Origin of the sequence: Gymnodinialimonas sp. 202GB13-11 (genome assembly GCF_040932485.1) — a bacterium.
Lineage (GTDB): Bacteria > Pseudomonadota > Alphaproteobacteria > Rhodobacterales > Rhodobacteraceae > Gymnodinialimonas > Gymnodinialimonas hymeniacidonis.
This window is the reverse complement of sequence record NZ_JBFRBH010000001.1, coordinates 1,247,423-1,273,463: the sequence shown is the minus strand read 5'-3', so window position 1 is coordinate 1,273,463 and position 26,041 is coordinate 1,247,423. Positions and strand designations below refer to the sequence as shown.

The following is a 26,041-nucleotide window of genomic DNA, read 5'->3' as shown; positions in this document are numbered from 1 at the left end:
GCGCGGCAAGTCGTGGGGCTAGTCTTCTTGCGGCGTGGAGGACAGGCCTGGGATCGCAATCAGCGGATCTTCCCCACCGCGCCCGAGACGTTCATCGATCACGACAATCGCTGCCTCGGTAATATCGACACCTCCGGCAGACAAAAGAACGGTGCGACTGTCCATCAGGACAGAGGCACCGCGACCTTCCACCAGTTCCAGCAGAATAGGCACCGTTTCCTCGAAAAACCGCTGGCGCGCCGCTTCGGCTTGCGCCTGCAAGTCACGGGTTTTTGCGTCTTGTGCTGCCCTGATCGCGCTGACACGCGTGTCGAACTCATCTGCCAGGACGCGAAATTCGTCAGCGGGAAGGGTCTGGCGCAGGTCGGTCAGTTCAAGCTCTTCCGCGGTCAGCAATTCTTCGATCTGACGGTTTTCAGCGGCCAGCGCGATCGAGGCCTCTTCAAGCTCTTGCTGAATGCGCGCGCCATAGGCGGTTTGGTTTAGCAACCGTTCCTGGTTGAGCACGAGCACATCATTGCGTGCCGGACCGGTCTGCGCGGTGGCAGGCGCTGCGAAAGCGAGCGCCGCCAACCCAAGGGCGGCGGCGCAAAGACCATTGGCCAACGATCCCATGGCGATCAGAAACGCGCCTCGACAGTGAAGTCGAAGTTGCGGGTCCGGTCATAATCCTCGTACTGGACCGGGTGCGAGAAGTTGAAGCGAAGCGGCCCAAGCGCCGTGTCCCAGAAGATCGAGACGCCGACCGCGGAGCGGAGACGGAAGCTGTCGTCGACAACGCTGGCACCCGAGCCTGCAGCCGACCCGCCTTGCACATCGTCGAGTCCCCAAACCGAACCAACGTCCGCAAAAACACCACCCGAGATCCCATATTCATCGGGCAAAGGCAGAGGGAACGCTGCCTCGAAACGCGCGACCGCAAAGTAGTTTCCGCCAAGGAAGTTTTGGTTGCTCACAGCCAAGTCACGTGGCCCCAGGCCACCACTTTCAAAGCCTCGCATCTGCCGCGAATTCAACGAGAAACGGTTCGCAATTCGTGTGCCGTCATCGTCGAGTGCGTTGATTACGCCACCCTCGAACGTCGCACGCAGCGTAATCTCTTCTCGCGCAACACGTGTCTCCGCGACCGCACGAACTTCTGACCGGAAGAATTCGGTGTCGCCACCCAACCCTGCATATTCACCGGTAAACGCGAACGCTACGCCGGCATTCGGGTTCAGACCCGTGTCTCTGTTGTCAAAGCTGTAAGTGAAACCGATGCGGGACGTGTCTGCCTCTGTCGGCTCACGCAAAAGGATATCAGAGTTCAGGTTCGCAGCATTATCGAGCCCCGAAACTTCATCATGATCGTAGTTGTAAAATACGCGCAGCCGTCCATTTTCGCTGACCGGGAAAGCGAACCCAACACCCACACCATAGCGAACCGTATCGAAGCTCGCATTATTCTGCTGCTGCGTTTGCTGATAGTACGCCGTCACACCCGCCGCGAGGTCACGGCGCAGGAAGGCCGGTTCTTCGAACGAGAAGGTCAACGCCTGCGAGCCGTCCACCGTGTTCAGGCTCAACGCAACAGCCTGACCTCGGCCAAGGAAATTCTCTTCCGAGAAGTTGATCGCAAAACCTGCACCGCTGTCCGTCGAGTAGCTCGCCGAGAAGCCAAGTGAACCCGTGGGCTGCTCTTCAACATCCACGTCGATGATCACCTGTTCGGGCGAAGTGCCGGGGCGGCCTTCAACCTGCACATCCGCAAAGAAGCCGGTGGCGCGGATACGCTCAGCAGCCGCGCGGATCTGTGCGGGGTCAAGCGGGTCGCCTTCCACGACGTCGAACTGGCGGCGGATCACGCGGTCCAGCGTGGTCTGGTTGCCCTCGATGTCGATCCGCTCCACGAAGACACGTTCGCCCCGTGAAATGACAAACTCGACATTCACGATCAGGTTGGCATCGTCGCGGTTCACAACAGGCTCAATCCGCACGAAACGCAGGCCTTGATCAGCGGCAAGGTTTTCCATCCGCGTCACAACGTTGTCGATGATGCGCGGGCTGTAACGGACACCCTGCCGGATGTTGATGGCACCCTCAAAGTCGGCTGCGTTCGCACCCGGCAGTTCCGAGCGAACGCCGACATTGCCGATCCGGTAACTTTGCCCTTCCCGGATGTTGAAGGTCACAAAATATGCGCCGCGGTCGCGGCTGAGTTCCGGCGTCACCGACAGAATCTCAAAGTCGATGTAGCCACGGTCTTGGTAGAAGTCCGTCAGCAATTGTTGGTCGAGCGCGATGCGATCCTGAATAAACGTGTCCGACCGGATCAGCGCGCGGAACAGACCGGCTTGTGTGCTTTCCAAAACCTGCCGCAGGCGACGGTCCGAGTAGTCGCGGTTACCCACAAACGCGATGCGCTGGGTTTCGACAACCGCGCCCTCGGTCACTTCGAAGACCAGATCAACACGTCCCTCATCGCGGCGGATGATTTGCGGAACTGCCGTTGCGGTCAGGCGACCGGATTCGCGGTAAGCTTCTGCAATTGCGGCGGCATCCCGCTCAGCCGTGACAGGCGAGTAGACGCGGCGCGGGGTGGACGAGATCACTGTCAGGAGGTCCTCGTCATCCAGCCGGCGGTTTCCCTCGATCGAGATGCGGTTGATCGTGGGGAATTCGACAACGGTGATGACCAGTGTATTGCCACGCGGCGCGACTTCAACGCGCTCAAACAAACCCGAGTTCTGCAGCCGCTGAAGCGCGTCATTCACCTGTCCGGCAGACACAGACTGACCCGGCGTGATACCCGCCACTTCCAGCACAGACGCATCATTGGTGCGCACATTGCCCTGAACATCGAAGTTGTTGAAATTAAACGACTGCGCGGTTGCCAAAGGTGCCGACAACAGCAGCACACACACAATCAATGCAGGGGTCGCGATACGTCCGACGAAGCCAGACAAGTGCGAAAAAGCACGGAGGACCATAGAATCCCACCCATTGGTCAAATTTGCAGACAGTCACTGGGTAGCCTGCCCCCAAGGGGTAGTCAAACGCATGATGTGGAAGTGTTGTGCCTTTCTCGCCGATTGTCACAACCTGTGGCGAATCCAGCACGGCGGCTCAGTCCCCTGGCCGCCGGATAAGTGTTTGTGATGTGTAGGTTAACGCGTGCCCGCGCAGGCCTTTACCAAGGCTGCGCCAGTGTCAGAACCCAACCGGCCAGCGTCAGCGCCGCAACGATCAGAAGCGGGGTCAAAAAGCGGTCCATGTTCAGCATGACAAGCTGGGTCATTCCGCGGGTGCTCTGAGCTAGATAACGCATGGGTCACTGGTCCAATCAAAGTACGATTGCGCTAATGATCCGCTTCAAATGTGTCAGAACCTTGTTCGCCGGGTGGAGTTTTGGGGGTTTTGGCCCGCCCAAAACCCCGGCTGGTTCAGCACCAGATGTCGTTAGTCAGCGCAAACAGCATCAGCGAAAGCAGCATTGCCAGACCGACCGACATGAACACGCGCAGAACCTTGTCCGAGGGTGGCTTGCCGGTGACGCCTTCGTAGGCGTGGAACACGAGATGGCCACCATCCAGAACAGGAATCGGGAACAGGTTCAGCAGGCCCACAGCCGTCGACAGAACTGCGATGAACCAGATGAAATTGTCCAAACCTTGGCTGGCTGCGGCGCCGGAGGTTTCTGCAATCCCGATAGGCCCTTGCAGGTTACAGCTTGAGATTGCGCCGGTGATGATGTGCCACAAGCCGTCAAGCGAACTTTCGATGATGAATCCCACCTGATTGACGCCGTAGGTCAAAGCCGCCCAGGGGCCAACGCTCTGCCGTTCAGGGTCAAAGATGAGACCACCGGTGATGCCGATAAGCCAGCGCGTCTCAAACCCGTCACCGGTTGGGATATCGGTCTGACGCGGGCTCAGCGTCAGGTTCAGGATTTCACCCGCGCGCCACACTTCGAGCGCCAGCGGCGCGCCTTCAGACGCATCGACGAATTCGCGCAACTGGCCAAAGCCATGGATCGGAACGCCATCCACACTCCGGATCAAGTCACCCTCTTCGATACCCGCGGCAATGGCCGCAGATTGCGGAGCCACGCTTTGCACGATGGGCATCATTGGGAACGCCGCTTCCACCTGAATAGCTTCGTCGTTGCGCACGATGTCGTAGGTCAGCAAAGGCGCGGGCTCGAGGTCGCGGGCGAGCGTAAACAGGTCCTGCAATTCTTCGACCGACTGGCCTTCGATGGCGGTGATCAGATCGCCCGGCTCCAGCGTAACAACGTCTGCCGGTAGCGCTTTGGGCGCGCCCACGCGCGCCTCTTCCACCGCCTGGCCGCTGAACATGACGATGCCTGCGAAGATCGCGATGGACAGAATGAAATTGAAAATCGGACCCGCCGCAACTGTCGCAGCCCTTGCCCATAGGGGCGCACCGGGCATGGAGCGGCGGCGTTCCGTGGGGTCGAGCGCATCCAGAACCGCCCCATCTGCCCCGGCAGAGGCCGCGTTGGCATCGCCAAGGAATTTCACATAGCCGCCAAAGGGTAAGGCGGCCAATTGCCAGCGCGTGCCCCGTTTATCGACGCGGCTGAACAGAACCGGGCCAAATCCAATGGAGAAAACCTCTGCATGGATGCCGGACCAACGGCCCACGATGTAGTGGCCATATTCGTGGATCGCCACGATGATCGACAAGGCAGCCACGAATGCCACCAACGTGAAGCCGAAATTGCCGAATGCGGGAAGAAGATCCATCAATTATGCCTTTTCTGCGTGTTGCTCGATCATGGTCCAGGCAGTCTTACGTGCCATTTGGTCCGTTTGCAGGACGTCCTCAAGGGTTTCGACGGCATTTGAAAGGCCGATCTTTGACGAGATCGCGTCAAGTGTGGCCTCAACCACACCGCTCATGTCCATGAAACCGATCCGCCCCGCCAGAAACCCGTCCAGCGCGACCTCCTTGGCTGCGTTGAATACACAGCCCGCATGACCACCGGTTTCCATGACAGCCCGCGCGATCTTTAGTGCCGGATAACGTGTATCGCAGGGGGCATAGAATTCCAGCTTGGCCAGGTGCGCGAGGTCAATGCGTTCCACCGGAAGAGTCTTGCGATCCGGGTAATGGAGCGCGTAGCCGATGGCGTGGCGCATATCCGGTGCGCCCAGATGCGCCATCAGCGCCCCATCATTGAAGCCGACAAGCGCATGGACGATGCTTTGCGGGTGAATGACCGTCTGGATCTGTGATGGCGCAACACCGAAGAACTCTTTTGTTTCAATAAGTTCCATCGCCTTGTTGAACATCGACGCGCTATCGATCGTGATACGCTGCCCCATGTCCCAGTTCGGATGCGCGCCCGCATCTTCCGGGGTGGCGGAGGCGAGCGCTTCTACCGGCCAATCCCGCAAACCGCCGCCCGATGCGGTGATGATGATGCGCTCCACCGCCGCCATGTCTTCGCCGACAAGCCCCTGAAAAACTGCGGAATGCTCGGAATCGACGGGCAGGATGCGGGCCGAATGCGCGCGTGCTTCTTGCAAAAGAAGTGGGCCTGCGGTCACAAGGCTTTCCTTATTCGCCAAGGCCAGAGTTGTCCCGTGGCGCAAGGCCTGGAACCCCGGAGCAAGCCCCGCCGCGCCGACAATCGCCGACATGATCCAATCTGCGGGCCGATCTGCGGCCTCTAGCAACGCCGCCTCACCCGCCGCCGCCTCAACCCCGGAGCCATCCAATGCGGCACGCAGGTCCGGCAACAAACGCTCATCGGCTGTGACCGCAATTTGCGCGCCCAAGCTCCTCGCATCTGCTGCGAGTTGGGCGATGTTCGACGACCCCGTCAGGGCCATCACGTCATAAGCATCTGGATCGCGCGAAATCAGGTCGATGGTGTTCTGCCCGATGGAGCCTGTCGCCCCAAAGATCGAGACACGGCGCTTCTTCACAACGTCACCGTGAAACCCGCGAGCACAAAGACCAGCCCCGCCACGGTGAAGGCGCCAAGCATCCCGTCGAACCGGTCAAGCGCGCCACCATGGCCGGGGATGATCTTGGAGCTGTCCTTGACCCCTGCCCTGCGTTTCAGCGCGCTTTCTGCGATGTCGGCCATCTGCGCGGCGAAAGCCACAAGAACCAGAAAGATCACGCCCACAATCGTCGTCGACACCGGATCGCTGGCGCGGATACCCACGATGATCGCGATAATCGCAGCCATCCCCCAGCCAGAGACCGTGCCTGCCCATGTCTTGTTGGGGCTCAGGCTTGGCCAAAACTTCGGGCCGCCGATCAACTTGCCAAAGAAATAGCCCGCCACGTCGGTAGAGATCACCACGGCCACGACAAGCCACATCGCCATCGGCGCGGACTGGTGCAGGAAGAAGAACAGGAAAGTCGCCAGCGGGATCATCGCGCCGAACAATGTCTCCAACCGGCTTTTGCGGACCGGTATCATGACCACGATCATCGTGACGATCAGAACCCCGATTGCAATCGGGGACACGGCGAGCGTTCCATCTGTCTCCTGGACAAGTCGATGTTCAAGGATCAAGGCGACCGCGAGCAAGACCGAAGACAAAACAGTCGCGATCCGGGCAAAGGGCTTCGTTAGCCGGATGATGAGACGGAAATATTCCCAAAGCATCACGGCCCCGAAGACCGAAAGCAAAAGCGCCAGCACAAGGCCGCCGAACCAAAGCCCCGCCCCCGCCACACTCAAAAGGACAAGCGCCGATAGCACACGCGGGACGAGATCCGCGAATTTCGGCCCTCCCGCCATCGCGCGCCTCAGACCGGCACCGCGCCGAAGCGCCGTTCCCGAACCCCGAAGCGCCCCACCACTTCAGCGAAGACATCCGAGGTGAAATCAGGCCAGAGCGTGTCGATAAACTCGTACTCCGCGTAGGCCGACTGCCACAGCAGGAAATTCGAGATGCGCGCCTCACCGCTCGTGCGGATCACCAGATCGGGGTCAGGCAGAACATGGGTGTCGAGGTATTTGGGAAACGTCTCATCACATACGTCACGCGGGTTCAGCTTGCCCATTTCAACATCATGGGCCAATCGACGGGCGGCACGCGCCACCTCATCCCGACCGCCGTAATTCAGCGCAATCGTCAAATGCACCTTGTCATTGTCAGCCGTCAAAAGCTCCAGCCCGTCCATCAGATCCACCAGCGCAGGCTCAAGCCGCACGCGGTCGCCAATGAAACGAACCCTCACTCCCTCTTCCAGCAGGTTCTCTGCCTCACGGCGAATATAGCGTTTGAACAGCTTCATCAGACCCGCAACTTCGGTCTGCGTCCGCTTCCAGTTCTCAGTGGAGAAGGCGAAGATCGTCAGATACTTCACCCCCAAATCAGGGCAAGCCTTTACAACTTCCCGTACACGTTTGGCGCCAGCATGATGGCCGACAAGGCGCGGACGATGCCGCATCTGCGCCCAACGGCCATTGCCATCCATGATGATGGCAACGTGTTTTGGCGCTTTGGTCTGGTCGGTCATTGGGCGTCCTTTCAGGGAGCGTCCGGTATGATGGATGAGGCTTGATTGGCTAGGATGCATGTCATCCCGGGCTTTGGCCTTTGAAACCGCAAACGCGCCACTGACGCGTCTGTCGGCCCGTCAGGGCCGATACCGGTTTCAAACCTGCATGATCTCTTCTTGCTTGGTCTCCAGCTGGTCATCGACCCGCTTGATATAGGTATCGGTCAGTTCCTGCACCGCGCCTTCCCAGAACTTCGCATCATCCTCGGAGGTATCGGCCTTCTTGATCTGGTCCATCCCGTCGCGGCGGATATTGCGAATGCTGACCCGAGCATTCTCCGCGTAGGTGCCCGCAACCTTACCCAATTCCCGGCGGCGTTCTTCATTCAGCTCTGGGATCGGCAGCATGATGATTGTGCCGTTAAGCTGCGGGTTGATGCCCAGACCGCTCTCGCGGATCGCCTTCTCAACCTTGCCGACAAGGCCCTTGTCCCAGACGTTTACCGTAACCATCCGCGGCTCAGGCACATTAACCGTGCCAACCTGGTTGATCGGCGTCATCGCGCCATAAGCGTCCACCATCACAGGCTCCAGCATCGAGGCTGAGGCACGGCCCGTCCGCAGCGAGGCAAATTCCGTCCGAAGGGAGGCAATCGCCCCTTCCATCCGGCGCTCCAGATCATCGGTATCGAGCATGAATTCGTCGGACATGTCGCAAAGGCCTGTTCTTTGTTGTTACGTAGCGCCGCTTGTAACCCGCAGGGCAGAGGTTCGACAACACCCCGGTTTCAGGGCTTTTCGTGCAGATGATGCGTGATTGGCGGTAGTCCGATTACCCTATGGCCAGGCGCAAAGCGGCGGACGCGTCATGCCCCGCTCCGTAAAGCTGTCCCCTATGAACCAGTCGGCCGCGAGCATTATGAACAGGAATTCTGTATCCATCCACGCATTCACCGCAGCACCATCAGGTCCCTGCCCCGTTGTAACATCGATCCCCTGAAGGGCGAGCACCGCATTGCGTAAACTGTCACTTCGCTCCTCAAAACATGGGTCGTTGGCCTGCAAGGTCGCAATGACTTCCGCAAAGGGTTCATCGGCGATGTAGCGTTGGGTCTCACGCATCGCGTCAATTTCGGGCACGTTTGCGCAATCACCCGTCACAACCTGCCACGTCGCCGGGGTCCTCAAGGGGGACTCGCTGAAGAAGCGAACCTCCCCAGAAATAATATGTGCGGCCACGAAGCGGACAAACTCATCATAGGCGCGTGCCGGATCATCGGGGTATTGCTGTCCGAAAAAACCGCGCAAATCCCCAAGGAGACATCCAGGAAACTCAGGGTCACGATCGACTGCCGTGGTGATGGCCTGGATTTCTGGCGCATCCAGTCGCCACTCGGTCTCAATCTGCGGCAGGCGGATCGTGCAGATTTCTGGCGATAGAACCGTATAGGCCCCCTGCTCAACCACATGACCTTCCGCCATCTGAGCCATGACGTATTCATCAATCGCTGCAACATCGACCCCACTGGCCGCTGCCGCAGTCAGATCACCGGCTGAGGCAACACATCCATTCTGCTCAAAGAACGAAAGCGCGACAGGGTCCGCCGCGCAGGGAAAGGCGAACAGCGCGAGACAGACCGCGAGCCTCAATCGGACACCTTCGTGAACGTCCCCTCGCCCGACAGGATCGAGAGGAATCCACCCGGTGCATCGAGGCTAAAGACGATGATCGGCAGGTCATTCTCGCGCGCCAAGGCAATGGCGGAAGCGTCCATCACACCCAGATGCTGTGCCAGAACTTCATCGTAGCTGACCGTTTCGAACCGCTTGGCATCGTCGTGCTTGGCAGGGTCTTTGTCATACACACCGTCGACCTTGGTGCCCTTGAAGATCGCCTCACACGCCATCTCGGACGCGCGCAGGGTGGCGGCAGTATCGGTCGTGAAATACGGGTTGCCGGTGCCAGCGGCGAAGATGCAAACGCGCTTCTTCTCGAGGTGGCGAACGGCGCGGCGGCGGATATAGGGCTCCGCCACCTCGTTCATCGTGATCGCGCTGATGACACGCGTAAACACTCCCAGCGACTCAAGCGCGCTCTGCATCGCCAGAGCATTCATGACCGTTGCCAGCATCCCCATATAGTCTGCTGTCGTCCGCTCCATACCCTGCGCGCTACCCTGCAGCCCGCGGAAGATGTTGCCGCCGCCGATCACCAGACAGATCTCAACGCCCAGATCGTGTACGGATTTGATTTCCTTTGCGATGCGCTCCACGGTCGGCGGATGAAGGCCAAAGCCCTGATCGCCCATCAAGGCCTCACCCGAAATCTTGAGCATCACGCGGTTGTACCGGGCGGCGGTGTGGGCGGGGTCGCTTGTCATGGCGGGGATGTCCTTCGTTGATTTGCGGCGCAACAATGGGCTAAACACCGCGCCGGTTCAACGCCCTCCTTTCGCCGGGCCAGCTCGAATAAAGAACTTGAAGAACGGCCCGCAAAGCATTGATTGATATAGATATCATACCAAAGGACAGGCCTGTGCTGATTGCGGGGCCAACTGCATCCGGCAAAACCGCGCTCGCCATTGCAATTGCGCAGGCGCAAAACCGGCCCATCGTGAACGCCGACTCCCTTCAGGTCTATGACGGCTGGCGCATCCTGACAGCGCGCCCCTCGCCCGCGGAAGAGGCAGCGGCGCCCCACCACCTTTTCGGCCATGTCCCGTTTGAGGCCGAATACAGCGTCGGCCAATGGCTGCGCGACGTCACCCCTTTCCTGAGCCTACGCCCGATCATCGTCGGCGGCACCGGCCTCTATTTTCGCGCGCTCACGGAGGGCCTGGTGGAGATTCCTGCCACCGCGCCAGAGGTGCGCGCGACGGCAGATGCCTTGGCAACCGAAATCCTCCTGAACGAGCTTGATAACGAAGACCCCGTCTTGGCCAACCGCATCGACCGCCAGAACCGTGCCCGTATCCAACGCGGGTGGGAAGTTCTTCGCGGTACCGGCAAGCCACTCTCAGCCTGGCAGTCCGAGACACCGCCGCCCGTGCTTCCGCTTGCAAACACCTACTCAATCCTGCTCGACGCCGATCGTGACTGGCTGGCCGGCCGCATTGCGCGCCGGTTTGACCTGATGCTGGACAAGGGAGCTCTCGAAGAAGCGCGCGGAAACCTTGCCCGTTGGCCAAATGCGGGCGGAAGCGCCAAAGCCATCGGGGCGCCCGAATTGATCGCCCATCTGCAAGGCAAAATGACCCTCGAGGCGGCGCGCGACGCCGCAATCATCGCCTCGCGCCAATACGCCAAGCGGCAACGTACATGGTTCCGTTCGAATATGGCCGATTGGACTCACCTTTCGCTTCCTTAGCGCTCCAACTTCCTTTCCGCTTGCGCACTCGCACCCTACGGCTACCCTGCCGCCCATGTTCGAAGCGTCCCGCCGCCCCATTGCCCATTCTGTCGCGTCCCTCGGGAAACTGCGCATGCAAGGGGCATGGCGGATCGAACACCTGCACGCCTCCCCCCGCGCCCGCCTCTACTGGATCACCCGTGGCCAGGGCCGTGTTTCCGTGAATTGCATCACGCGCGGCTACGGCCCCAACACCGCCGTGTTTGTGCCCGCCCGCGTGCCAATGGCATTGGAATTGGCGGCACAAACGCAGGGGTTGGAACTCTGCCTGCCGCCCGACAATAGTCTGGATCTTCCAGACCTGCCCTTTCACCTGCGCGTCTCGAACATCGAAAGCCAGGCTGCGGTCACGTCCCACATCGAAAAAGTGGAAGCCGAACTGGCCGCTCGAGCTCCCGCCATGGGCCGCGCGCTGACTGCCTATTCATTGCTGATTTCCGCTTGGATGACCCGCGAATTGTCGCGCCAGGAAGGCGTGATCAGCCGCGAACGCTCGCACAAGCTGGTGGAGATGTTTGCCGAACGCATGGAACAGGGCTTTCGCACAGGCAAAGGCGTCGCGGACTACGCGCGCGACCTGCAGGTCACACCGACCCATCTCAGCCGCGTCTGCCGCGATGCATCGGGCCGCCCGGCCCTTGCCCTACTGAATGAGCGGATCATGCACGAAGCGCGCCGTTTGCTTCTGGAAACCGATCTGCCAGCGCGCGAGGTGGCCGAACAACTGGGCTTCTCTTCGGCGGCCTACTTCACCCGCGCCTTCAGCCAGGCGGTGGGTCAGACACCCAAGGAATTCCGCAAGCCGCGCCTGCGCAGCTAAGCGTTATTTCCGGGCCATCGCTCCGGGGACCTGTATACATCTCCGGTTGCATCCCGGCCCAATGTCGGTTTTTGTCTTGGACGATGTCGCAAACAGACGCTTAGTCGGCGCAACTAACCGTTGACGCAAGTGTCCAATGCGGTTGCTAATGCGATTGAGGGCGCGCAGGCCGCTTCGCGGAAAAATGGGCGCTCAAATAAAAACAGACCAAGACGTCACAGGGAGACGACGCAAATGAAAGATTTCACCCACGTACAGACCCAAAAGGGTCTGACGAGCCATCCGGTCGCCGAGATGTATGCGCGCGAGCACAAGGAAGGCAAACTTGACCGCCGCGAATTCCTCGTCCGCTCGACCGCACTCGGCCTCAGCGCCGCCGCAGCCTATTCGCTGATCGGTGCCACACCCGCCGCAGCCGATGGCCACCGCGCCGTGCCCGCCGCTGGCGGCACCCTGCGCATCCAGCAGGAAGTGCGCGCGCTGAAAGACCCGCGCACCTATGACTGGTCGCAGATGGCCAACGTGACCCGCGGCTTCCTTGAATATCTGATCCAGTACAACGCAGACGGCTCCTTCGAAGGCGTTCTGCTCGACAGCTGGGAAGCCAACGAAGACGCCACTGTTTACACGCTGAACGTGCGTCAGGGCGTAAGCTTCAACAACGGCGATCCGTTCACCGCAGAAGACGTTGCTGCCAACTTCATCGGCTGGTGCGACAGCACCGTTGAAGGCAACTCCATGGCCACCCGTATGGGCGGCCTGGTTGACCCCGACACCGGTGTGGCCCGCGAAGGCGCCATCGAAGTGGTCGACGAATACACCGTGCGCGTGACCTACCCTGCGCCCGACATCACGCTTGTGCCCGGCATCGCGGACTATCCGTCCGCTGTTCAGCACCGTGACCTGATCGGCACCAACCCTGCCGACCACGGCGTGGGCACCGGCGCATACGAGATCACGTCCTACGAAGTGGGTGTTGGCGCGACGCTGACCCGCAAAGCGGATCACGAGTACTGGGGCGAAGCCTATCTGGACGAAGTTCAGTTCGTTGACCTCGGCCAGGACCCCGCCGCGTGGTTCGCAGGCGCTGAAGCCGACGAATTCGACATGACCTACGAGACGGTCGGTGAATTCGTTGACCTCTTCGCCGCCATCGGCTGGACACAGTCCGAGGTGACGACGGCCGCGACCGTGGTGATCCGTCCCAACCAGAACAATGCACCTTACGACGACGTTCGCGTCCGTCAGGCCATTGCAATGGCGTGCGACAACCAGGTGATGCTGGATCTCGGCATCAACGGCCAAGGCGTGACCGCGCAGAACCACCATGTCTGCCCGATCCACCCTGAATATGCCGACGTGCCTGCACTGGCGTTCGATCCGGCTGCCGCTCAGGCGCTGCTGGAAGAATCTGGCAATGCTGACTTCGAGTTCGAACTGATCTCGATCGACGATGATTACCGCAAGAACACGACCGACGCCGTGGCAGCCCAACTGCGCGACGCCGGCTTCAACGTCACGCGGACGATCATCCCCGGCTCCACCTTCTGGAACGACTGGGCGAACTATCCGTTCTCGTCCACGAACTGGAACCACCGCGAGCTCGGCGTTCAGGTTCTCAACCTCGCCTACCGCTCCGGTGTGCCGTGGAACGAATCCGGCTTCGCGAACGAGGAATTCGACGCGCTTCTCGATCAGGCCAACGGCATCCAGGACGCCGATGCGCGCCGCGAGGTGATGGCCCAGATCGAAACGATCATGGTCAACGAAGGCGTGACGATCCAGCCTTACTGGCGCTCGCTCTTCCGCCACTACAAGGCCGGCATCGTGAATGCGGACATGCATCCCAAGTTTGAGATCAACGTCCACTACCTCGGCTTCGAAGCCTAAATTCAAAGATCGGCGCCCCCATCAGGGGCGCCGGTTTTTCTTTCCTGCGGGACTTTCCCGCAAACGGCTGAACCGCGGCGCAGATCGCAGGCGGCCACCTCCAGGCGAAGCGCATCACGACAACAACCGCGCCGCCCAGACCAACAGGGGACCGACCGACATGGGAGCCTTCATCCTCCGCCGTTTTGGCGTGATGATCCTCACCGCACTTTGCCTGACATTCGTGGTGTTCTTCCTCACGAACCTTTTCCCGAACCTGGAAAAGCTCGCGAAGACCCAAGGCAATGCCCGCATGACCGATGAAGAGGTCGTCTCGTGGCTTGACCGCAACGGCTATGGCGGCTCCATGATCTCCCGCTATGGCGAGTGGTTGGGTGTTGTCCCCGGTTGGACCCGGGTGGATGAAGAAACCGGTGAAATCACTGGCCGCTGCATCGACTTTGGCATGGATCCCGCCGATGCGCCTGCCCGCTGCGGGCTGCTGCAAGGCGATCTGGGCTTCTCGACCGTCTCCGATGACGAGGTCTCCAACATTATCGGCGGGCGACTGCAGCTGACCGGCATCCTGATGTTCTGGGCCTTTGCCCTGATGGTCCCGGCCGCCCTTCTCGTGGGCGTGCTTGCGGGGATGCGCGAAGGTTCCCGGCTTGATCGATCACTATCGACCATGTCCATCGCCTCCACCGCGACACCAGAATACGTCTCCGGCGTGATTTTCATCGTCTTCCTCGCTTCCTCCCAGGCGGGCCTATCACCGCTGCTGGTGGAATGGGGCTGGCTCGACAGCGGCACGCTGTTCCTCGGCTCCGCCCGCTCGGCCATGGACGATATCACCTTTTGGAACTTCACCCTGCCTGTCGTGACGATCGCGCTCTACGGCATGGGCTACATCGCGCGGATGACACGCGCGTCGATGGCCGAAGTGATGACCGCCCAATACATCCGCACGGCCCGCCTAAAGGGCGTCAGCTTCCGCAAGATCGTCCTGCGGCACGCGCTCAGAAACGCACTCATCGCGCCCTTCACCGTCATCATGCTCCAGTTCCCCTGGCTGCTGACCGGCGTGGTGATCGTGGAGACGCTGTTCAACTATAACGGCTTTGGCTGGACCCTCGTACAAGCCGCCTCCAACAACGATATCGAGCTGCTCTTGTCCTGCTCCATCGTGGCGGTCTTCGTGGTCCTCGTGACGCAGCTGATCTCGGATATCGGCTACGTCTTCCTCAACCCCCGCATTCGCATCGCGTAAGGAGATATCGAGATGGAATCCCTTACATGGACCGGCCAATTCGGCAGCTTCCTCAACCCAATGATCCTCGCCTCCGTGGTGGTCTTCTTCCTGGGCTTTTTCACCAACTTCGTCCTCACTATCGTGGGCGTCCGCCCCGGTGAGCTGGAAATCCAGGGCGACGGCACCATGGGCATCACACGCACGCCGTCAGACTATGCTCTGACGACGATGAAATACGCGGTAATGCTTTTCCTGCTGTGTGTTGCAGGCTTCATCATCGGCGGGCTTGTCCTGCCAACGATGGAGCAAAAGGGCATCATCGGTGCGGCCGGCCAGCGGTTCCTGCCCGTCTGGATCGCGCTGATTGTGACGTTCATCCTGTCGATCACGTTCAAGCGCAAGCTCGGCCTCTACGGTAAGCTCTTCGACAGCCCCATCGGTATGGTGGGCTTCGGGCTGGTGATGTTTTGGGTCTTCTCGGCCATCTTCTCCAGCTGGGTCGCGCCGTTTGACGCCCTCGACCAAATTAGCTCCATGCGCAACGAGGTGCCCGGCACCGCCACCCCTGAGGGGGAGGCCTATTCCCACTACCTCTTCGGCGGAGACCGTTTGGGCCGTGACGTCTTCTCCCGTATGGTCCTCGGCTCCACCTACGTGTTGCAAATCGCGCCGCTCGCCACGCTCTTCGCCTTCATGGTCGGCATTACGCTTGGGCTTCCGGCGGGCTATATCGGTGGAAAGCTCGACACGATCCTGACCTTCGTCGCGAACCTCGTCCTCGCATTCCCCGTCATCCTGCTCTTCTACCTGCTCGTGACTCCGGAAATCGTGCAAGCGGGCGTGCCGCAATACATGTCGATGGTGCTGTTCCTGTTCCCCATCGTCTTCCTGATCGTCTTGTTCAACTCGCGCTACCACACCCAACCGATGACCCGGAATATCCTTGTCGGTATCGCTGCGATTGTGGGCTTCTGGCTTTACTTCTCGCTGATCTCGGACCGCGCCGACCCGGAAAGCGCCGTGCGCTTCTGGCCGGAAAGTCTCGACCTCTTCAACATCCCCGGCAACCTGCTGATTGTCTTCGTCTCGGTGGTCTTCGTGAACTCGCCCACGGTGTTCCGCATCGTGCGCGGCATCACGCTGGATGTGAAAACCCGCGACTACGTAGCCGCCGCCCAAACCCGCGGCGAAGGCCCGTGGTACATCATGCTGTGGGAGATCCTGCCCAATGCACGTGGGCCGCTGATCGTCGATTTCTGCCTTCGCATCGGTTACACCACGATCCTTCTGGGCACCTTGGGCTTCTTCGGTCTCGGCCTCTCGCCAGAGAGCCCGGACTGGGGCAGCACGATCAACGAAGGCCGACGCCTGCTGACGGTCTATCCCCACCCCGCCCTACCGCCCGCCTTGGCGCTGATGAGCCTTGTGCTTGGCCTCAACCTGCTGGCCGATGGCCTGCGTGAAGAAAGCCTGAAGGATTGAAGCGGGCTGCATCCGCCATGGCCGTATCTCTCGCCCTGACCACACACGCGGTCGGGGAGCAGACACTGGCGGATCAAATTGTCTCCTGCGGCGGCCACGGGCTGGCCATGGGCGTTTTGGGGGACATCCTGATCGAAAACGAAGGCCCGTCCGAGTATACGGACAACATCATCCGAAGCGGCAACTTGCTGTATGACGGTCTCGAATACTTCTATGCCGTACAAAGCCAATGCAATGTCACTTTCGAGCAGGCGAGCGAACAATTCGCCCAGTCGGGATCGACCCTGTTGGAAGAGCATGACCCGATCCGCGCGACCGGCGCAGCCCGCGAAGAAATGCTCGTCGCATTCCTCGGGCAGTGGGATGAATGCGTGACCTATTTTGGCTTCGATTTTCTGGTCGAAATGAACGACCGCCGCTTCACCCGGCCAAGCCCCTGCGGGTGGCGCGAATGAACGCCTTGCCTGCAAAGATCCCGGCTGGTTTGCTGGTCGCCGCAAGCCTTGTTGCCTCGGCTGAGGCAACACAGGCGCAGGAGGAATGGATTCAACCCCTCACGGAATGCGGTGGTCTGGCGCTGGTCCTGCAACTTCGGGCTCGCGAAGCCGCCGAAGCCGGGGAACCAACTGCCCAGGAATTCTATCAAAGCGCCCTTGCCCTGTTCTTCCAATCCCTCCGTCTCACAAGCGACGTCACGGAATGCGCACGGCCCTACGAAGCGGTCTATGACGCGATGCTCGATCACGGCAATGCCATTCGCGCCGACTATGTCGCAGAGCTCGAAAATGGCGCAAGCCCAAGCGATATCGACACCGACATTATCCAGCGCGTTCAGCAATGCCGCCAGACACTCGGATTTGAAACCCTGATGTCGGCGCAGGGTCGCATAGCTCGCGACGGCGTCGGATGCGGGTGGCAACCATGACCGTGCAAGTCCCGAGCCCAAAGTCTGTAGTTACGAAAAAACTACAGGAAAACTACAGTTTCACTACACCGCCTTTTGGCCGGTCAGTTAAGGAAAACTAACATGGCAGAACGCACACCTTACGACGGCCCGATCCTTGAGATTGAAAACCTCTCGATCTCCTTCTTCACCCGCCTGCGCGAAATCCCGGCGGTGATGGATTTCTCCTGCACCGTGATGCCCGGCGAGGCCATGGGCCTTGTAGGCGAGTCAGGTTGCGGCAAATCCACCGTGGCGCTTGGCGTCATGCAGGATCTCGGCGTGAACGGGCGCATCGTTGGCGGCTCCATCAAGTTCAAGGGCCGCGACCTGAACAAGATGAGCCAGGAAGAACTCCGCGACCTCCGCGGCTCGGAAATTGCTATGATCTACCAAGAACCCATGGCGTCGCTGAACCCCGCCATGCGCATCGGCAAGCAGCTGATGGAAGTGCCGATGATCCACGAAGGCGCGTCGGAGAAAGAGGCCTATGAGCTGGCCCTTGAGGTCGTCAAAGACGTCCGCCTGCCCGACCCTGAGCGGATGCTGAAATCCTATCCGCACCAGCTTTCCGGCGGTCAGCAGCAGCGCATCGTGATCGCTATGGCCTTGATGTCAAAGCCTTCCTTGCTGATCCTCGATGAACCCACCACCGCCCTCGACGTGACGGTTGAGGCCGGCATCGTCGATCTCGTGAAAGGTCTGGGTGAGAAATACGGCACGTCAATGCTGTTCATCTCCCACAACCTTGGCCTCGTGCTGGAAACCTGCGACCGCCTCTGCGTGATGTATTCCGGCGAGGCGGTAGAGACGGGTCGCATCGCCGATGTCTTCGACAACATGCAGCACCCCTATACGCAGGCCCTCTTCCGCTCGATCCCCCTGCCCGGTGCCGACAAGAACGCCCGTCCCCTGATCGCCATTCCGGGCAACTTCCCCCTGCCCCATGAACGCCCGCCCGGCTGCAATTTCGGCCCCCGCTGCAACTATTTCGAGGAGGGACGCTGCAACGCCACCGCCATCCCCATGGCCGATCTGGACCATGGCGACCGCCACGCCACGCGTTGCCTGCGCTACGATGAGATTGACTGGGACGCTCCGCCCGATGTCGCGGCCTCAACCGAGAAAGCCGCCATCGGCGATACGGTCCTGAAAATCGACAACCTCAAGAAGTACTACGAGGTGGCGGCCAACGCCCTTTTCGGCGGCGGCGACAAGAAAGTTGTCAAAGCAAATGAGACACTTACCTTCGAGGCGCGCGAGTCTGAGACGCTGGCCATCGTGGGCGAATCCGGCTGTGGCAAGTCCACGCTCGCCAAGGTTCTGATGGGGCTGGAGACAGCCACAGATGGCGAAATCACCCTGGGCAACAAGCCCATCGGTGATACCCCAATTGAGGAGCGGGACACCGGCACTGTCTCAAACGTGCAGATGGTGTTCCAGAACCCCTTCGACACGCTCAATCCCTCCATGACCGTAGGCCGCCAGATCATCCGCGCGCTTGAGATCTTCAAAATCGGCAAGAACGAGGCAGAGCGCCGTGAACGGATGCTGGAATTACTCGATCTGGTGAAACTGCCCCGCGCCTTCGCGGACCGCATGCCGCGCCAATTGTCCGGGGGCCAGAAACAGCGTGTCGGCATTGCCCGCGCCTTTGCGGGTGACGCCAAGATTGTCGTTGCGGATGAACCCGTCTCGGCTCTCGACGTTTCCGTTCAGGCCGCCGTTACAGACCTGCTGATGGAAATCCAACGGCGCGAGAAGACCACGCTTCTGTTCATCTCCCACGACCTCTCCATCGTCCGCTACCTGTCTGATCGCGTGATGGTCATGTATCTCGGCCATGTGGTTGAACTGGGCGATACAGAGCAGGTCTTCAGCCCGCCTTATCACCCTTATACCGAGGCGCTCCTCAGCGCGGTTCCGATCGCCGACACCAGCATCGAGAAGAAGCACATCGTGCTAGAAGGCGACATCCCCTCTGCCATGAACCCGCCCTCCGGCTGCCCGTTCCAGACCCGTTGCCGCTGGAAGTCCGACGTACCCGGCGGGCTTTGCGAGAAAGAGGTCCCGCCAATGCGCACGCTGGCCGATGGCCACCAGATCAAGTGCCACCTTGCCGAAGACATTCTCGCGCGGATGGAGCCGGTGATCAAAATAGCGGCGGAGTGAAAAGCCAGTGGTAAACTAGGGGCTAGCGTCCGACATTTCCCGAGGCCACAGCGACGGATTTGATAACAGCGTAGCCCTGCCACCCCTCTCCAAGGCCCATCGCCTTGGCGGACCGGTTGGTTACACGCGCCAGAAGCGGCTCACCGCCCGCCTCAAGCTGGACCATGACACCCGGCCCCTGCCCCTGTCGCAGGGTTCGGATGCGCACCGGCAGCACATTCAGCGCAGAGATTCCCGAGGGGCGGTCGGCCGCCAGCATAACATCCTGCGCCTCGATTCTGACGCGAACCTCAGCCCTCTCAACGGCCGCGACCTTGGGCAACCAAAGCGCCCCGCCCGCCACCGCCAGTTCGCTTAGCCCGTCCTCATGATGGCGCACCACGCGGGCCGACAACAGAGCACCAGCCTCCCGGATGCCAATCACTGGGGCAATGTCAGGGTCCGACAGCACATCCGCCGCAGGCCCGACCCGCACCACTTTGCCTTGCTCAAGTGCCACAATCGTGGTGGCCAAACGCGCCACCTCCGCCACGGAATGCGAGACGTAGAGGATCGGCACCTCAGCCGCGTCGCGGACCCGCTCCAGATATGGAAGGATTTCAGCCTTGCGCGCTTCGTCGAGCGCGGCCAGCGGCTCATCCAGCAGCAGCAGGCGCGGCTGGCTCAGAAGCGCGCGCCCGATTGCTACACGTTGCGCCTCACCGCCAGATAGGGATGCCGGTCGACGGTCCAGCAGGTGGTCGATGCCGAGCATGTCGACCACGGGGCCCATATCCATGCCGGATCGCGCATAGCTTAGGTTTGCGCGCACGGACATATGTGGAAACAAGCGGGGCCCCTGAAAGACGTAGCCCACGCCGCGTCGGTGCGTCGGTAAACCGTCCAGACGTGTTCCATCGACAGAAACCCGTGAGTGATCCGCATTAAGAAGGCCTGCCACTGCTTTGACGACACTCGTTTTTCCGGCACCCGAATGGCCGAACAGGCAGGTCACGCCTGCCGGTGCCTCAAACACGGCGTCCAGTGCAAAAGCGCCGAAATCATGCTTTACGGAGATCTCAAGCATCGCGCCCCCTGACACGGGCCGCGACCCGGCGCGCCAATAGCTCGGAGGCCAGCAAGGCCCCCATTGCGATCACCACTGAGACGATCACCAAGCGCCATGCGCTCGCTTCTCCGCCCGGCACTTGCAGAAAAGCGTAGATCGCCGAGGGTACCGTCCGGGTCTCCCCCGGGATGTTGCTGACAAAGGTTATCGTCGCGCCAAATTCGCCCATCGCCTTGGCAAAGGCGAGGATTGCGCCCGTTAGTACGCCCGGTGCGATTAAGGGCAATGTCACCGTTCCAAACACCCGCAATCGAGAGGCGCCTAAGGTCGCTGCGGCCTCCTCCAGCCCCGGATCGACCGCCTCAAGCGACAGACGGATCGCGCGCACCATCAGGGGGAACGCCATGATTGCTGCCGCCAACGCCGCACCCGTCCAGCGGAATGCCACGCCGAGGCCCGCCGCCTCCAACCAGCCCCCCAACACGGCCTGTGGCCCGAAGGAGATTAATAACAGATAGCCCGTCACCACCGGTGGCAGGATCAGCGGTAGATGCACCAAGCCATTCAGCAGCGCATGGCCCGGAAACCGCTTGCGCGCCAGAGCCCACGCCACGGCCACGCCAAACGGCAAGCTTAGCAAGGTCGCCACCAGCGCCACACGCAGCGACAGCGCCACCGCCTGCCATTCCGCCGGTCCCAGCCACTCACTCACCGGATGGCACTCCGAACCCGGCACCGCTGAAGGTGGCCTGCGCAATGGGGCCGTCCAGATAATCGAAGAAGGCCTGCCCCGCTGTGCTCGCCCCCGGCGTCAGCGCGGCGGGATAGCGGATGGCCGCATGCAAATCTTCAGGGATCTGGGCCAGTACGCTCACCCGCCGTTCCTCAGCCACATCTGTTGCGTAGACAATGCCAAAGCCCGCCGCCCCGATGGCCACCAACATCTGCGCCGCGCGCACATTGTCGGTTTCAACCACTTGCGGGGCGAGCGCCTCCCAAAGGCCTGCTTCTTCAAGGGCTTGGCGTGCGTAGATGCCAGCCGGGACCGCTTCGGTCAGCGCCATGGCAAGGCGGCGCGCGCCCAAAGCGTCGGGCAGGTCGTGCAAGGCCAGCGGCTCAGACAGGTGCCATGATCCGATCAGGACCAGCCGGTTGGTCAGAAGCGTGCGACGCGTGTTCCGAGTGATGGCATTTTCCGCGTCCAGATGGTCCATCCAGGCCTCATTAGCCAAGATCACAATGTCCGCCGGAGCGCCTGCCGCAACCTGTCGCGCCAAGGCCGAGCTACCCGCATAGACCAGCGTCACATCGTGGCCGCTGTCCTGTTCGAACGCTTCCGCGATTTCGTCCAGCGGTCCGGCAAGGCTGGCGGCTGCGAAAACGGTGACATCCTCCGCCAAGGCGGGCGTGGTCAGGAATAGCGAGAAGAGCCAGGCCATACGCATTGCGCGACTATCGCGGCTGGCGGCTTGGGCGGCAAGTCAGTGTGCGTGCACAAAAAAAATGGGGGCCCCGAAGGACCCCCAGTTTCGCTGATCAGGCTCTGATAATTGACTGCCCGAAATTTTCTGCCTGCGGCCTGATCCGCGCCAAGGGTGAGCGCACCCACCCCGGAACTCAGATGCGCGAACGGTGAGGGACGCGCATCCGATCTCTTGTGTCAGCTACACCCCGACGTGCCGCCGCAGGTGTTGCACTTCATGCAGGTGCCGTTGCGCACCAGCGTGTAGTTTCCGCACTCGCCGCAGGCTTCGCCTTCATAGCCCTGCATCTTGGCCTTGGTGCGCGCGTCGATCTCAACGGTGCCGGTGGTCACGGCTGTGGTGGAGGCCACCGCAGCCATCGTGCCGCCACCCTTGGTTTCTGGCACCAGCGTCTCCAGCACGGCGACCGGATCGGCCCCGCCCTGCAGCACGACCAGCTCCTGCGGGACGCGCTTGCGGAGGTAGCCGCTTGAGGCCACCTGCTTGAGCACTTCCAGCGGATCGGAGCCGCGGCTTTCCGGCACTTCCTGCACGTTCGACACGCCTTCCTCTGCACCACGTCCGACATCGTCGAAGGTCTCACCAGTTGGCGCGACGTGCGCCAGGTCGGTGCGGTCGAGGTAGGACACGGCCAGCTCGCGGAAGATGTAGTCGAGGATCGAGGTCGCGTTCTTGATCGTCTCGTTGCCCTGCACCATGCCCGAGGGCTCGAACTTGGTGAAGGTGAACGCGTCCACGAACTCTTCCAGCGGCACGCCGTATTGCAGACCGACCGAGACCGCGATGGCGAAGTTGTTCATCATTGCCCGGAAGCCTGCGCCTTCCTTGTGCATGTCGATGAAGATTTCGCCCAACTGACCGTCTTCATATTCGCCCGTCCGCAGGTAGACCTTGTGGCCTCCAACCATCGCCTTCTGGGTGTAGCCGCGGCGGCGGTCCGGCATCTTTTCCCGCCCGCGGGCGATTTCCTTGACGATGACCTTCTCGACGATCTTTTCCGCCAGCACGGCCGCTTTTTCCTGCGGCGTTCCGGTTTCCAGAACCTCTGCGGCCTCATCATCATCTTCGACAAGGGCTGCGGCCAGCGGCTGCGACAGCTTGGAGCCGTCACGGTAAAGCGCGTTGGCCTTCACGCCGAGCGACCAGCTGAGTTCATATGCCTTCTGGCAATCCTCAATCGTGGCGTTGTTCGGCATGTTGATCGTCTTGGAGATCGCACCCGAGATAAAGGACTGGGCCGCTGCCATCATGTGGATATGCGAGTCGACGCTGAGGAAGCGTTTGCCCTTTTTCCCGCAGGGGTTCGCGCAGTCGAACACGGACAGGTGTTCGTCTTTGAGGAACGGCGCGCCCTCCAAGGTCATGGTCCCACAGACATGGTCGTTTGCGGCCTCGATATCGGCTTTGGAGAAGCCAAGATGCCGGAGCAGGTCAAAGGTGGGATCGTTCAGTTTCTCCGCCGGGATGCCCAGGGTCTCGGTGCAGAACTCCGCGCCAAGGGTCCACTGGTTGAAGACGAAGCGAATGTCGAAGGCTTGCGGCAGGGCGGCTTCGATCTTTTCGATCTCTGCCGGGCCAAAGCCGTGGCCAATCAGGCTCGTGTGGTTGATGCCGGGCGCCTGACCGATGGTGCCATGACCCACGGCGTAGGCGATGATCTCTTCGATCTGGGCCGAGGAATAGCCCATCGCTTCAAGCGCGCCGGGGACCGAGCGGTTGATGATCTTGAAGTAACCGCCACCGGCTAGCTTCTTGAACTTCACGAGCGCAAAGTCCGGCTCGATGCCCGTGGTGTCGCAATCCATGACCAGACCGATCGTGCCCGTAGGCGCAATCACCGTGGCCTGCGCGTTGCGGTAACCGTGCTGCTCACCCAGCGTCAGCGCCTCGTCCCAAGCCTGTTTGGCCAGCGCGATCAGGTTCTGATCGGGGCAGTTGGTGTGGTCCAGCGCCACCGGGTTCACGTTCACGTCCTCGTAGCCTTCCGTCTTGCCGTAGGCTGCGTTGCGGTGGTTGCGCATGACCCGCAGCATGTGCTCGCGGTTCTTGGCAAAGCCGTCGAATGGCCCCAGCTCGGACGCGACCTCTGCCGAGGTTGCGTAAGCCACACCAGTCATGATCGCGGTCAACGCTCCGCAAAGCGCGCGACCCTCAGCCGAGTCATAGCTGTAGCCCATGTTCATCAGCAGGCCGCCGATGTTCGCGTAGCCAAGGCCAAGTGTCCGGAAGTCATAGCTGAGCTGCGCGATTTCCTTCGAGGGGAACTGCGCCATCATCACCGAGATTTCCAGCGTCAGCGTCCAGAGGCGCGTAGCATGGATGTAGCTTTCCGCATCGAACACGCCGTTCGAATAGAAGGTCAGCAGGTTCATCGACGCCAGGTTACAGGCCGTATCGTCGAGGAACATGTATTCCGAGCAAGGGTTGGACCCGCGGATCGCACCATCTTCCGGGCAGGTGTGCCACGCGTTGACCGTGTCGTGGTACTGGATGCCGGGATCGGCACAGGCCCACGCCGCGTGCCCGACCTTCTCCCACAGATCGCGAGCTTTGATCGTCTTGGCGACGTCGCCGTCCTTGCGATTGATCAACTCCCAGTCGTCGTCATTCTCGACCGCTTTCAAGAAGGCGTCCGTCACGCGGATGGAGTTGTTGGAGTTCTGGCCGGAGACCGAGTTATACGCCTCGCTGTCCCAATCGGTGTCGTAGGTCGGGAATTCGATGCTGGTGTGGCCCTGCTTAGCGTAATCCAGCACCCGTTTCACGTAAGTCTCTGGGATCGCGACCTTTTTGGCTTCGCGGATCGCCTGCTTCAGGCCCGCGTTCTTAGCCGGGTCAACCGCATCTTCCAGCGAGCCGTCCCAGGTTTTGATGGCTGCGAAAATGCCGTTCAGCATCTTCTCGTGCATCTTGGAGCCCGCGACGATGGAGGCCACTTTCTGCTCTTCCAGCACCTTCCACTCGATGAAGTCCTCGATATCGGGGTGATCCGCATCGACGATCACCATCTTCGCCGCCCGGCGTGTTGTGCCACCCGACTTGATTGCGCCCGCCGCGCGGTCGCCGATCTTCAGGAAGCCCATCAGACCGGAGGATTTGCCGCCGCCCGACAGCTTCTCGCCCTCGCCACGCAGGTGGCTGAAGTTGGTACCGGTGCCGGAGCCATACTTGAACAGACGCGCTTCGCGGACCCAGAGATCCATGATGCCGCCGTCATTGACGAGATCGTCGGCCACGCCCTGAATGAAGCAAGCGTGCGGCTGCGGATGCTCGTAGGACGAGGTCGACTTCGTCAGCTTGCCGGTCTTGTAGTCGACATAATGGTGGCCCTGCGCGGGGCCGTCGATGCCATAGGCCCAGTGCAGGCCGGTGTTGAACCATTGCGGGCTGTTGGGCGCTGCCATCTGGCGCGCCAGCATCAGCTGCATTTCATCGAAATAAGCACGGGCGTCAGCTTCCTTGGTGAAGTAGCCACCTTTCCAGCCCCAGTAGGCCCAGGCGCCGGCAAGGCGCCGGAAGACCTGCTTGGCGGACGTTTCGCCGCCATAACGCTGGTCCTCCGGCATAGCCTCCAGCGCCTTTTCGTCGGCCACGTGGCGCTGAAGGAATGCGGGAACGCCTTTTTCCTTCACAGGCTTTGTCGCTGCGGGCACACCCGCTTTACGGAAATACTTCTGGGCGATGACGTCAGAGGCGACTTGGCTCCAACCTTGGGGCACCTCTACATCGTCTAGCTTGAACACGACCGTGCCGTCGGGGTTACGAATCTCCGACGTTGTCGTGGTGAATTCCAGATCCGCGTACAGGTCTGCACCGTCGCGGGTGAATCTCCGTTCAATTTTCATAGCTGCCTCATCATCGCCTGGACCCGTGCCAGGCCCCTGTTTCCCAACAAAGCGGTCTGCCAGGGTCTTCTGCCCTCTGACCGTCTCTCTCATTCCAGCGCTTGCTGGCCGTACGCACAGCTCTTCCAGTCGGGTGCCGCGGCACTCGGTGACAGACCGTGCTTTTGTTTTGCTGAGGTGTTATCCCTCTGCCCCCGCCGACATGCGCTATATGTGGTGGCGCTTGTGTCAGCCAGCACAACCT

At 60.9% G+C, this 26,041-nt stretch carries 21 protein-coding genes; 8 read left to right on the top strand and 13 right to left on the bottom strand.

The window, feature by feature from the left end; translation table 11 throughout:
• Window positions 1-18 precede the first annotated feature (18 nt).
• From V8J81_RS06335 to pyrH, 9 genes are all read right to left on the bottom strand, one after another.
• On the bottom strand, window positions 19-615 hold the full coding sequence (locus V8J81_RS06335; protein WP_368474904.1) for an OmpH/Skp family outer membrane protein: 597 nt from the start codon (window positions 613-615) through the stop codon (window positions 19-21).
• A 5-nt stretch (window positions 616-620) separates the two neighbouring features.
• Window positions 621-2,969 carry an outer membrane protein assembly factor BamA gene (gene bamA / locus V8J81_RS06330; protein WP_368474903.1) on the bottom strand — a complete coding sequence of 783 codons (2,349 nt, stop codon included), beginning with the start codon at window positions 2,967-2,969 and terminating at the stop codon, window positions 621-623.
• Window positions 2,970-3,422: 453 nt separating this feature from the next.
• Window positions 3,423-4,748, bottom strand: coding sequence for an RIP metalloprotease RseP (gene rseP / locus V8J81_RS06325; protein WP_368474902.1), 1,326 nt, complete (start codon window positions 4,746-4,748; stop codon window positions 3,423-3,425).
• 3 nt (window positions 4,749-4,751) lie between these two features.
• Window positions 4,752-5,936, bottom strand: coding sequence for a 1-deoxy-D-xylulose-5-phosphate reductoisomerase (gene dxr / locus V8J81_RS06320; RefSeq protein ID WP_368474901.1), 1,185 nt, complete (start codon window positions 5,934-5,936; stop codon window positions 4,752-4,754).
• On the bottom strand, window positions 5,933-6,766 hold the full coding sequence (locus tag V8J81_RS06315; protein ID WP_368474900.1) for a phosphatidate cytidylyltransferase: 834 nt from the start codon (window positions 6,764-6,766) through the stop codon (window positions 5,933-5,935). The genes dxr and V8J81_RS06315 overlap by 4 nt, the downstream gene beginning before the upstream one ends.
• Window positions 6,767-6,774: 8 nt before the next feature.
• Window positions 6,775-7,491, bottom strand: coding sequence for a polyprenyl diphosphate synthase (gene uppS / locus V8J81_RS06310; protein ID WP_368474899.1), 717 nt, complete (start codon window positions 7,489-7,491; stop codon window positions 6,775-6,777).
• Between the two features lie 138 nt (window positions 7,492-7,629).
• Window positions 7,630-8,184: a ribosome recycling factor gene (gene frr / locus V8J81_RS06305; protein ID WP_368474898.1), complete on the bottom strand. Its 555-nt coding sequence runs from the start codon at window positions 8,182-8,184 to the stop codon at window positions 7,630-7,632.
• Between the two features lie 126 nt (window positions 8,185-8,310).
• The gene (locus V8J81_RS06300) at window positions 8,311-9,123 is read right to left on the bottom strand and encodes a hypothetical protein (protein ID WP_368474897.1); all 813 of its coding nucleotides are present in this window, start codon (window positions 9,121-9,123) and stop codon (window positions 8,311-8,313) included.
• Complete coding sequence (gene pyrH / locus V8J81_RS06295) at window positions 9,120-9,854, bottom strand: UMP kinase (protein ID WP_368474896.1); 735 nt, start codon at window positions 9,852-9,854, stop codon at window positions 9,120-9,122. Before pyrH ends, V8J81_RS06300 begins: the two co-directional genes overlap by 4 nt.
• Window positions 9,855-9,973: 119 nt before the next feature.
• Here pyrH and miaA point away from each other — a divergent pair, with 119 nt between their 5' ends.
• From miaA to V8J81_RS06255, 8 genes are all read left to right on the top strand, one after another.
• A complete protein-coding gene (miaA, locus tag V8J81_RS06290) occupies window positions 9,974-10,840 on the top strand; it encodes a tRNA (adenosine(37)-N6)-dimethylallyltransferase MiaA (RefSeq protein WP_368474895.1) in 867 nt (288 codons plus the stop codon).
• 55 nt (window positions 10,841-10,895) lie between these two features.
• The gene (locus V8J81_RS06285) at window positions 10,896-11,702 is read left to right on the top strand and encodes an AraC family transcriptional regulator (RefSeq protein WP_368474894.1); all 807 of its coding nucleotides are present in this window, start codon (window positions 10,896-10,898) and stop codon (window positions 11,700-11,702) included.
• Window positions 11,703-11,936: 234 nt separating this feature from the next.
• Complete coding sequence (locus V8J81_RS06280) at window positions 11,937-13,592, top strand: ABC transporter substrate-binding protein (protein ID WP_368474893.1); 1,656 nt, start codon at window positions 11,937-11,939, stop codon at window positions 13,590-13,592.
• 160 nt (window positions 13,593-13,752) lie between these two features.
• Window positions 13,753-14,841, top strand: a complete 1,089-nt coding sequence (locus V8J81_RS06275) for an ABC transporter permease (protein ID WP_368474892.1) — start codon at window positions 13,753-13,755, stop codon at window positions 14,839-14,841.
• A 12-nt stretch (window positions 14,842-14,853) separates the two neighbouring features.
• Complete coding sequence (locus V8J81_RS06270; protein ID WP_368474891.1) at window positions 14,854-16,305, top strand: ABC transporter permease; 1,452 nt, start codon at window positions 14,854-14,856, stop codon at window positions 16,303-16,305.
• A 17-nt stretch (window positions 16,306-16,322) separates the two neighbouring features.
• Window positions 16,323-16,760: a hypothetical protein gene (locus V8J81_RS06265; RefSeq protein ID WP_368474890.1), complete on the top strand. Its 438-nt coding sequence runs from the start codon at window positions 16,323-16,325 to the stop codon at window positions 16,758-16,760.
• Window positions 16,757-17,230, top strand: a complete 474-nt coding sequence (locus tag V8J81_RS06260; protein ID WP_368474889.1) for a hypothetical protein — start codon at window positions 16,757-16,759, stop codon at window positions 17,228-17,230. Before V8J81_RS06265 ends, V8J81_RS06260 begins: the two co-directional genes overlap by 4 nt.
• A 102-nt stretch (window positions 17,231-17,332) precedes the next feature.
• Window positions 17,333-19,420, top strand: coding sequence for a dipeptide ABC transporter ATP-binding protein (locus V8J81_RS06255; protein ID WP_368474888.1), 2,088 nt, complete (start codon window positions 17,333-17,335; stop codon window positions 19,418-19,420).
• Window positions 19,421-19,442: 22 nt separating this feature from the next.
• Here V8J81_RS06255 and modC read toward each other — a convergent pair whose 3' ends face one another.
• From modC to V8J81_RS06235, 4 genes are all read right to left on the bottom strand, one after another.
• Window positions 19,443-20,486: a molybdenum ABC transporter ATP-binding protein gene (gene modC, locus V8J81_RS06250; protein ID WP_368474887.1), complete on the bottom strand. Its 1,044-nt coding sequence runs from the start codon at window positions 20,484-20,486 to the stop codon at window positions 19,443-19,445.
• A complete protein-coding gene (modB, locus tag V8J81_RS06245; protein ID WP_368474886.1) occupies window positions 20,479-21,180 on the bottom strand; it encodes a molybdate ABC transporter permease subunit in 702 nt (233 codons plus the stop codon). Before modB ends, modC begins: the two co-directional genes overlap by 8 nt.
• The gene (modA, locus tag V8J81_RS06240; RefSeq protein WP_368474885.1) at window positions 21,173-21,913 is read right to left on the bottom strand and encodes a molybdate ABC transporter substrate-binding protein; all 741 of its coding nucleotides are present in this window, start codon (window positions 21,911-21,913) and stop codon (window positions 21,173-21,175) included. Before modA ends, modB begins: the two co-directional genes overlap by 8 nt.
• Window positions 21,914-22,128: 215 nt before the next feature.
• A complete protein-coding gene (locus V8J81_RS06235; RefSeq protein ID WP_368474884.1) occupies window positions 22,129-25,797 on the bottom strand; it encodes a vitamin B12-dependent ribonucleotide reductase in 3,669 nt (1,222 codons plus the stop codon).
• Window positions 25,798-26,041: the final 244 nt, after the last annotated feature.

What these genes read in the sequence shown, in the direction of transcription:
- rseP (WP_368474902.1), bottom strand. Translation starts at nt 4,748, where the DNA reads ATGGATCTTCTTCCCGCATTCGGCAATTTCGGCTTCACGTTGGTGGCA.
- pyrH (WP_368474896.1), bottom strand. Translation starts at nt 9,854, where the DNA reads ATGACAAGCGACCCCGCCCACACCGCCGCCCGGTACAACCGCGTGATG.
- V8J81_RS06270 (WP_368474891.1), top strand. Translation starts at nt 14,854, where the DNA reads ATGGAATCCCTTACATGGACCGGCCAATTCGGCAGCTTCCTCAACCCA.
- V8J81_RS06255 (WP_368474888.1), top strand. Translation starts at nt 17,333, where the DNA reads ATGGCAGAACGCACACCTTACGACGGCCCGATCCTTGAGATTGAAAAC.
- V8J81_RS06315 (WP_368474900.1), bottom strand. Translation starts at nt 6,766, where the DNA reads ATGGCGGGAGGGCCGAAATTCGCGGATCTCGTCCCGCGTGTGCTATCG.
- uppS (WP_368474899.1), bottom strand. Translation starts at nt 7,491, where the DNA reads ATGACCGACCAGACCAAAGCGCCAAAACACGTTGCCATCATCATGGAT.
- bamA (WP_368474903.1), bottom strand. Translation starts at nt 2,969, where the DNA reads ATGGTCCTCCGTGCTTTTTCGCACTTGTCTGGCTTCGTCGGACGTATC.
- V8J81_RS06285 (WP_368474894.1), top strand. Translation starts at nt 10,896, where the DNA reads ATGTTCGAAGCGTCCCGCCGCCCCATTGCCCATTCTGTCGCGTCCCTC.
- V8J81_RS06335 (WP_368474904.1), bottom strand. Translation starts at nt 615, where the DNA reads ATGGGATCGTTGGCCAATGGTCTTTGCGCCGCCGCCCTTGGGTTGGCG.
- V8J81_RS06275 (WP_368474892.1), top strand. Translation starts at nt 13,753, where the DNA reads ATGGGAGCCTTCATCCTCCGCCGTTTTGGCGTGATGATCCTCACCGCA.
- V8J81_RS06235 (WP_368474884.1), bottom strand. Translation starts at nt 25,797, where the DNA reads ATGAAAATTGAACGGAGATTCACCCGCGACGGTGCAGACCTGTACGCG.
- V8J81_RS06280 (WP_368474893.1), top strand. Translation starts at nt 11,937, where the DNA reads ATGAAAGATTTCACCCACGTACAGACCCAAAAGGGTCTGACGAGCCAT.
- V8J81_RS06260 (WP_368474889.1), top strand. Translation starts at nt 16,757, where the DNA reads ATGAACGCCTTGCCTGCAAAGATCCCGGCTGGTTTGCTGGTCGCCGCA.
- modC (WP_368474887.1), bottom strand. Translation starts at nt 20,486, where the DNA reads ATGCTTGAGATCTCCGTAAAGCATGATTTCGGCGCTTTTGCACTGGAC.
- modA (WP_368474885.1), bottom strand. Translation starts at nt 21,913, where the DNA reads ATGCGTATGGCCTGGCTCTTCTCGCTATTCCTGACCACGCCCGCCTTG.
- frr (WP_368474898.1), bottom strand. Translation starts at nt 8,184, where the DNA reads ATGTCCGACGAATTCATGCTCGATACCGATGATCTGGAGCGCCGGATG.
- V8J81_RS06265 (WP_368474890.1), top strand. Translation starts at nt 16,323, where the DNA reads ATGGCCGTATCTCTCGCCCTGACCACACACGCGGTCGGGGAGCAGACA.